Annotated in this window: 5 protein-coding genes; 1 reads left to right on the plus strand and 4 read right to left on the minus strand. The window is 64.4% G+C overall.

Features of this window, described 5'->3' with window-relative positions; translation table 11 throughout:
- Positions 1 to 146 precede the first annotated feature (146 nt).
- The 4 genes from ABNU97_RS16400 to typA all read right to left on the minus strand — a co-directional run bounded on the left by ABNU97_RS16400 (position 147) and on the right by typA (position 5638).
- Positions 147 to 911 carry a ParA family protein gene (locus tag ABNU97_RS16400; RefSeq protein WP_348767743.1) on the minus strand — a complete coding sequence of 255 codons (765 nt, stop codon included), beginning with the start codon at positions 909 to 911 and terminating at the stop codon, positions 147 to 149.
- A gap of 95 nt (positions 912 to 1006) precedes the next feature.
- The gene (locus ABNU97_RS16405) at positions 1007 to 1771 is read right to left on the minus strand and encodes an NAD-dependent deacylase (RefSeq protein ID WP_348767744.1); all 765 of its coding nucleotides are present in this window, start codon (positions 1769 to 1771) and stop codon (positions 1007 to 1009) included.
- A 344-nt stretch (positions 1772 to 2115) separates the two neighbouring features.
- A complete protein-coding gene (locus tag ABNU97_RS16410) occupies positions 2116 to 3699 on the minus strand; it encodes a GNAT family N-acetyltransferase (RefSeq protein WP_348767745.1) in 1584 nt (527 codons plus the stop codon).
- 109 nt (positions 3700 to 3808) lie between these two features.
- Positions 3809 to 5638, minus strand: coding sequence for a translational GTPase TypA (gene typA / locus ABNU97_RS16415; RefSeq protein ID WP_348767746.1), 1830 nt, complete (start codon positions 5636 to 5638; stop codon positions 3809 to 3811).
- A gap of 327 nt (positions 5639 to 5965) precedes the next feature.
- On the opposite strand from typA, the gene ABNU97_RS16420 reads away from it, so the two are divergent.
- Positions 5966 to 7189, plus strand: coding sequence for an MFS transporter (locus tag ABNU97_RS16420; RefSeq protein ID WP_348767747.1), 1224 nt, complete (start codon positions 5966 to 5968; stop codon positions 7187 to 7189).
- Positions 7190 to 7303: the final 114 nt, after the last annotated feature.

Below are 7303 nucleotides of genomic sequence, written 5' to 3' on the forward strand. Positions count from 1 at the left end.
GCGGCCTTTTGGGACTCAAACGCGACCGTGGATGAATAGATCAGAGGTTCCCTAACCTCTCGCGGTTCGCCTTCGAGTCCGCACAGACGCCTTGCCGCGGCGTCTATGAGGCGGAACCGCTGAGCGGCCGGTTGGGCGCAGCTTGCCTAGTCGAGTTGCTCGTAAAGCGCGACCAGCTGCTGGGTCACCTTATGGTTCGGCGCGTAGTGAATCAGGGGAATGGACGCGTCGTGCGATTCTCGTACCTTGATCGACGAGGTGATCCGGGTTTCGATCAGCGGATGGCCTTCGGCCTTGAGTTCGGCGAGCATGCGTTCGGGCAGCTTGGCCCGAGCCTGGAACTGATTGACCACGATGCCATCGATGATCAGGTCGGGATTATGGTCGTCCTGGATTTCGTGGATGTTGTCGAACAAGGAATACAGGGCCTGGCGGGCGAAATCGTCGCAGTCGAAAGGCACCAGGCAGCGATCGGCGGCGATCAGTGCCGATTGCGAATAGAAATTCAGTGCCGGCGGGGTGTCGATGAAGATCGCGTCATAGCCGTCAAGGCGTGCCAGCGACTGCTTGAGCTTGTAGATCTTGTGCTTGGCCTCGAGCTTGACGCGCAGCTCTTCTAGATCCGGATGGGCGGCCATGACCGAGAGGTTGTCGAATGGCGAGGGGGTGACGTAATCGGCGAGGCTGTCGCCGGTACGCGCCCGCGAGAGCGTGGCTTCGAAGAAATCCGCGCTGCCGGCCTCGGCCTGGCGGTTGTCCGACGAAAGCAGGTACTGGCTGGCGTTGCACTGGGCATCCAGATCGATCACCAGCGTGCGCCTGCCACGCGCGGCGGCGATCGCGGCCAGGTTGCACAACAGCGTCGTCTTGCCGACCCCGCCTTTCTGATTGAACACCACGCGACGCGTCATTCGTTACTCCCCTGTTTTGCCAGTCCGGCGTTTGCAATCGTTCGCTATGACGCCGCGCGGGCGGTCGTGAAAACCGATGTTCATGAGTACCGAGCTTAGCGGGCTGCCCCCAGGCCGTCGAGCCTGTCGACAAGCGCGGGCAGCGCCTTGCTTGCGGTTTCGGCGATATGTGCGTCCACGGCCGCGGATACCGAGGTGGCCTGCGGATTGACCTCGATGACCGTTGCCGGGCCGGCCACGGCCATCTCCACCAGCGCCGCGGCGGGATAAACCTGGTTGGAGGTGCCGACCACCAGCACGCAGTCGCAGCGCTCGAGCTCGGCCTGCGCACGTTCGAGCGCGTTTACGGGCAGCATCTCGCCGAACCAGACCACGCCCGGTCGCATGCGCGCCCCGCACGCATCGCAATAAGGCAGCTCGGCGTCGTCGTCGGCTTCGGCGACCGGCTGCCGGTGCTCGGCGTCGCAGGCGCTGCAGCGATCGATCCAGATATTGCCGTGCAGCTCGGACACATCGTGGCTGCCGGCCGCGCTTTGCAGGCCGTCGACGTTCTGGGTGGCAATGACCACGTCGAGATGGCGTTCCAGTGCCGCGATCGCGCGGTGTCCGGGATTAACGCCGCCGCGGGCGATCAGGCTGCGCCGCCAGCGATACCAGGCCCACACCCGTTCCGGGTTGGCGGCAAAGGCTTCCGGCGTGGCCAGATCCTGCGGCGAGAATTTCGCCCACAGTCCGGTCTGGGCTTCGCGAAAAGTCGGGATGCCGGATTCGGCCGATAGCCCGGCGCCGGAGAGCACGAGCAAACGCCGGCTGTCGGCGAGCGCGCGGGCGGCCGCCTCTATCATCGAAGTCGCTGTCATGGGGCAGCGTCGGCCCCCGGGGCCGACCATGGGAAAATGCTGTCCGACACTCTAACGGCTGTCGCCGTCGCCCGTCATGCCGAGGTCACTGAAGCGCTGCATAGCCGCTGGCGGCAAGCGTTCGCATGCTCAAATGCGTTGCTACAACGCGTACGAGCGCAGCGCCTGCCTTGTTGGCAGCTCAAGCTCGGCAACGCAGTCGTAGCACTTTCGAGGCCCGACCCCTATGGCCGGGCCTTTAAGCACGCCTGTTCGGCGTCCAGCCAGGCGCACCGTGCAAGGCGCACGCTACAGCCCTGCGCAAGGCACGCCGGGGCGACCGCGACAGATCATGCAGAGGGTGCTTAGCGGCGGTTGCGCGGCGCCTTGACCGCGCGCCGGCGCGGCATCCACTGCACGTGGTAGAGGTCGTGGCGGCGATCGAGCATGTTCTGCACCGAGCCGGTGGTACGCGCGTCCTGGAGCACGTCCAGACGCACATCGGCGATGGCGACCATTTCGACGTTCGGGGTGGTATCCGCGGCCACGCCGTCGCGGGCGAAGGCGAAATCGCAGGGGGTGATGATCGCGCTCTGGCCGTAGTGCAGGTCCATGGCATGAATACGCGGCAGGTTGCCGACGTTGCCGGCGGTGGCGACATAGATCTGGTTTTCCACCGCGCGTGCATGGGCCGAGTAGCGCACGCGCAGATGCCCGTTGCGGTCTTCGGTGGAATAGGGCACGAACAGCATGTTGATGCCCTGGTCGGCCAGGTGTCGGCACAGTTCCGGGAACTCGCTGTCGTAGCACACCAGCACGCCGATCGGCCCGCAGTCGGTCTCGATCGCGTTGAGCGAATCGCCGCCGACGATATTCCAGTAGTGGCGCTCGCCCGGGGTGGGGTGGATCTTGGGCTGCTGGTATTCGGACCCGTCGCGCAGATAGATATAGCCGATGTTCTGCAGGTCGTCGCCGACGCGGGTTGGATGCGAGCCGGCAATGATGTTGATGTTGAACTTGACCGCCAGCGAGGACATCAGCTCGCGGAATTCGTCGACGAAGTCGGCCAGGCGCTGGATTGCCGCGCGATGACGCAGTTCCTCGTTCTTGATCGACAGCAGCTGGACCGTGAACAGCTCGGGAAACACCACGAAGTCGGCCTTGGCGTCGGCCGTTTCCTGGACGAAGTAGGTCACGATCTGGGCGAACTCGTCGAAGGAGTTGATCGCACGCTGGCCGTACTGGATGGTGGCGATACGCACGGTGGCCGGGCGCTGCAGATGTACGTGGGAATCACCGACGACGTCTTCGCGGTACTTGTACTCCGGGTTGCGCCAGAGCAGGTGCGCGCCGTAGCCCATGGAGGCTTCGTCCGGCGGCAGATAGTTGGGCATGACGCCGAGCAGTTCATAGCCCTGGTTGAGCTGGAAGCTCAACACCGAGTCACGGATTTCCTTGTTCTGCACCGCCTCGACATAGGCCTCGGCACTGCCGTACTTCTTGTAGCGGCGCTTGAGCCCGGGTAGGCGGCCGGAGAAGACGATGCCCTTGAGGCCCAGCTTCACGCACAGGGCTTCACGCTCGCGATACAGGCGCTGGCCAATACGTAGTCCGCGTGCTTCCGGGTCCACGCAGATTTCGTAGCCGTAGAGATAGTCGCCGTCGATATCGTGGGTCGAGCCGTAGCCGTTACCGGTGATCCGGGCCCAGGTATGCGGGCGCATGACCTGATCCTCGGGCAGGCACAGCGTGGCACAGTAGCCGACCACCACATCCTCGTAGACCGCGACCAGCTGGCCTTCGGGGAAGTTGTTGATCTGGCCGCGCAGCTCGTCGAAGGTGTAGTCGTCGAGGTTGGGATAGGTGCGCTGTACCACCCGGTTGATCGCCGGGATATCGGACAGATTGGCGGTACGAACGATCAGGCGTGAACGGCTTTGACTGGGCATGAACGATCCCTCGGTAACCTCGATGACTGGAGCGACTTAATGGTCACGATAACGCAGGCACCCCGTCTGCGGCAGTGAGCGCGCAGACGCGGTGCCGGCGCTGCCCGCATCAGCCGCGACTGGCCTTCTTGCGTTCGTGTTCCTTGAGCCAGCGTTTGCGTACGCGAACGCTGGAGGGCGTGATTTCGACGAGTTCGTCGTCGTTGATGAATTCCAGCGCCTGTTCCAGCGTCATGCGAATCGGCGGGGTGAGCACGATGTTTTCATCCGAGCCGGCCGCGCGCACGTTGGTGAGCTGCTTGGCCTTGAGCACGTTCACGGTGAGATCGTTCTCGCGCGAATGGATGCCCACGACCATGCCTTCGTATACCTCGTCGCCGGGCGAGACCATCATCTTGCCGCGATCCTGCAGGTTGAACAGGGCAAAGCCGACCGCCTTGCCGGCCGCGTTGGAAATCAGCACGCCGGAATGGCGCTGGCCGATGGCATCGCCACCGCGCGGGCCGTAGTGGTCGAACACATGGGTGACGATACCGGTGCCCGAGGTCAGGCTCATGAACTCGGTCTGGAAGCCGATCAGGCCACGGGCCGGAATCATGAACTCCAGGCGCGTACGGCCGTTGCCGTCGGGCTGCATGTTCTGCAGCTGGCCGCGGCGCTGGTTGAGATTGTCGATGACCGAGCCCTGATGGTCGTCCTCGATATCGCAGATCAGCAGTTCGTAGGGTTCGTGAATCTCGCCGTCGACTTCGCGGGTGACGACCTCAGGCCGCGATACCGACAGCTCATAGCCTTCGCGGCGCATGGTCTCGAGCAGCACCGACAGATGCAGCAGACCGCGCCCGGACACCTTGAAACGGTCCGGATCGTTGCCGGTTTCCACGCGCATGGCGACGTTGGACTTGAGTTCGCGGAACAGGCGCTCGCGAATCTGGCGCGAGGTCAGATAGTCGCCGTCCTTGCCGGCCAGCGGCGATTTGTTGACCTCGAAGGTCATGCTCATGGTCGGCTCGTCGACGGTCAGCGGGGTCAGCGCTTCCGGCGCGCTCGGGTCGCACAGCGTGTCGGAAATATCGAGGCCGTCCATGCCGGTCAGAGCGACGATATCGCCGGCCTGGGCCTGATCGACCTCGACCCGGTTGAGGCCGAGAAAACCGAATACGCCCGCGATCTTGGCGTTGCGCTTGTTGCCGTCGCGATCGACGATGGTGATCTGGGTGGCGGGCTTGACCGCACCGCGGGCGATACGCCCGATGCCGATCTGGCCGACGAAGCTGTTGTAATCCAGCGTGGTGATCTGCATCTGGAACGGGCCGTCGGTCTTGACCGGCGGTGAGGGCACGCGCTCGGTGATGGTACGGAACAGCGGCTTCATGTCGCCGTCGCGCACGGTATCTTCGAGGCCGGCATAGCCGCCCAGCGCCGAAGTGTAGACGGTGGGGAAGTCCAGCTGTTCGTCGGTGGCGCCGAGCGAATCGAACAGATCGAAGGTCTGGGTGAGTACCCAGTCCGGACGGGCGCCGTCGCGATCGATCTTGTTGATGACCACAATCGGCTTGAGGCCCAGCTCGAAGGCCTTTTCGGTGACGAAGCGGGTCTGTGGCATGGGGCCGTCGACCGCGTCCACCAGCAGCAGCACCGAGTCCACCATCGACAGCACGCGCTCGACCTCGCCGCCGAAGTCGGCATGGCCCGGGGTATCGACGATATTGATGCGATAGGCTTCGTTGCTGTCCGGGTCACGCCATTCGATGGCGGTGTTCTTGGACGTGATCGTGATACCACGCTCTTTTTCCAGATCATTGGAGTCCATGATCCGGTCGGCGACTTCCTCGCGCGCCTCGAATGTGCCGGACTGGCGCAGCAGGCAGTCCACGAGCGTGGTCTTGCCATGGTCCACGTGGGCGATAATCGCGATATTGCGCAGGTTGTCGATCATAAGGGCCGTGGCCGGTAGAAATTAAAGCGCGCCATTATCCGTGAAGGGAGCGCTCCCCGGCTAGGGCCGGGATTCGCTGGCCGCGCGTTTTTTGCCCGTCCGGCGCCGCGATACCAGCAGATACCGGCCTTCCCGTGGATTTGCACGGTGAGAAACGATAGGGCTGGCAAGGCGGCGCGGCGTGGACGAACGCCATAAAGATCGAGAAATTGCGCAATTGCCCGCGGCCGCCCGCGATTGCGGGCGCAGTTTTACCGCCGCCGGTCGCGCAGGCGAGCCGCGCCGACTACAGCGGCGCGAACGATGCCTGCATGAGACAATAACTGCATGAACGAAGCCGATCACGCGTCACCCAAGCGCTACCTGCAACGCGGCACGCGAACCTATTGGCGTGCCAACCTCGCCCTGTTCGCCTCCGGATTCGCGACCTTTTCTTCGATGTACGCCGTTCAGCCGCTCATGCCGGCGTTCTCGAAGGAATTCGATGTCAGCGCGGCCGCGAGCAGCCTGTCGTTGTCGGTGACCACCGGCGTGCTAGCGTTTACGCTCTTCGTGGCCGGGCTGATGTCCGATGCGATCGAACGCAAGCCGGTGATGATCGCATCGCTGATCGGCTCGGCCCTGTTGTCCATTGGCGCGGCGCTGGCGCCTGGCTGGGGCACGCTGCTGGCCGCCAGGGCGCTGGAAGGTATCGCCCTCGGCGGGGTGCCGGCTCTGGCCATCGCCTATCTTTCGGAAGAGATCGCGCCGGAGGATCTGGGCACGGCGACGGGGCTGTATATCGGCGGTACCGCCACCGGCGGCATGGGCGGGCGCGTGATCACGGGCTTCATTTCGGAGTTCGCGGACTGGCGGGTCGCGCTCGCGACCATCGGCGTAATCGGCCTTGTTGCCACCGTGCTGTTCTTCTGGCTGCTGCCGCGGTCGCAGAACTTCACCCCGCGCCGCGGCATGTCCCTGGCCCAGCACGCCGGCCCGGTCGGTGAGCACCTGCGCCACAAGGCCCTGCCGTGGGTCTTCGTCTGCGGCTTTCTGTTCATGGGCGCCTTCGTATCGGTCTACAACTACATCGGCTTTCGTTTGAGCGAAGCGCCGTTTTCGCTAGGGCAGGGGGCCATCGGCGCCGTGTTCGTAATCTATATCCTCGGCATCGTGACCTCACCCATCGCCGGGCGTATTGCCGACAGCGCCGGCCGGCCGCCGGTGCTGCTGTTTGCCATCGTGTGCATGGCCGTAGGGCTTGCCATGATGTGGCCAGCCAACCTGGTCGCCGTGGTCGCCGGCATGGCCCTGATCACGATCGGCTTCTTTGCCGGGCATTCCACGGCGAGCGGGTTCGTGGGACTGCTTGCGGAGCGCGGCAAGGGGCATGCCGCAGGCCTTTATCTGCTCGGCTACTACCTGGGCTCGAGCGTGGTGGGCTCGCTGGGCGGGCTGTTCTGGAGCGCGGCCGGCTGGCCGGGCGTGACCCTGATGGTGGGCGTGGTGCTGCTGGCCGGTATCGCGGTCACGCTCTGGCTGATGCGCTGGCGTCGGCGGGTGCCGGCCTAGCGGGCGTCGCCGAACGACGAACGCCGTTTTCGGGGCAGCGAACCCGCGCTAGGGAAGCTCTGCATAACCTGTCACGGTCGCGCCGGCGTGCTTTGCGCGTGATTGACAGACAAG

The organism is uncultured Salinisphaera sp., from assembly GCF_964012375.1.
Lineage (GTDB): Bacteria > Pseudomonadota > Gammaproteobacteria > Nevskiales > Salinisphaeraceae > Salinisphaera.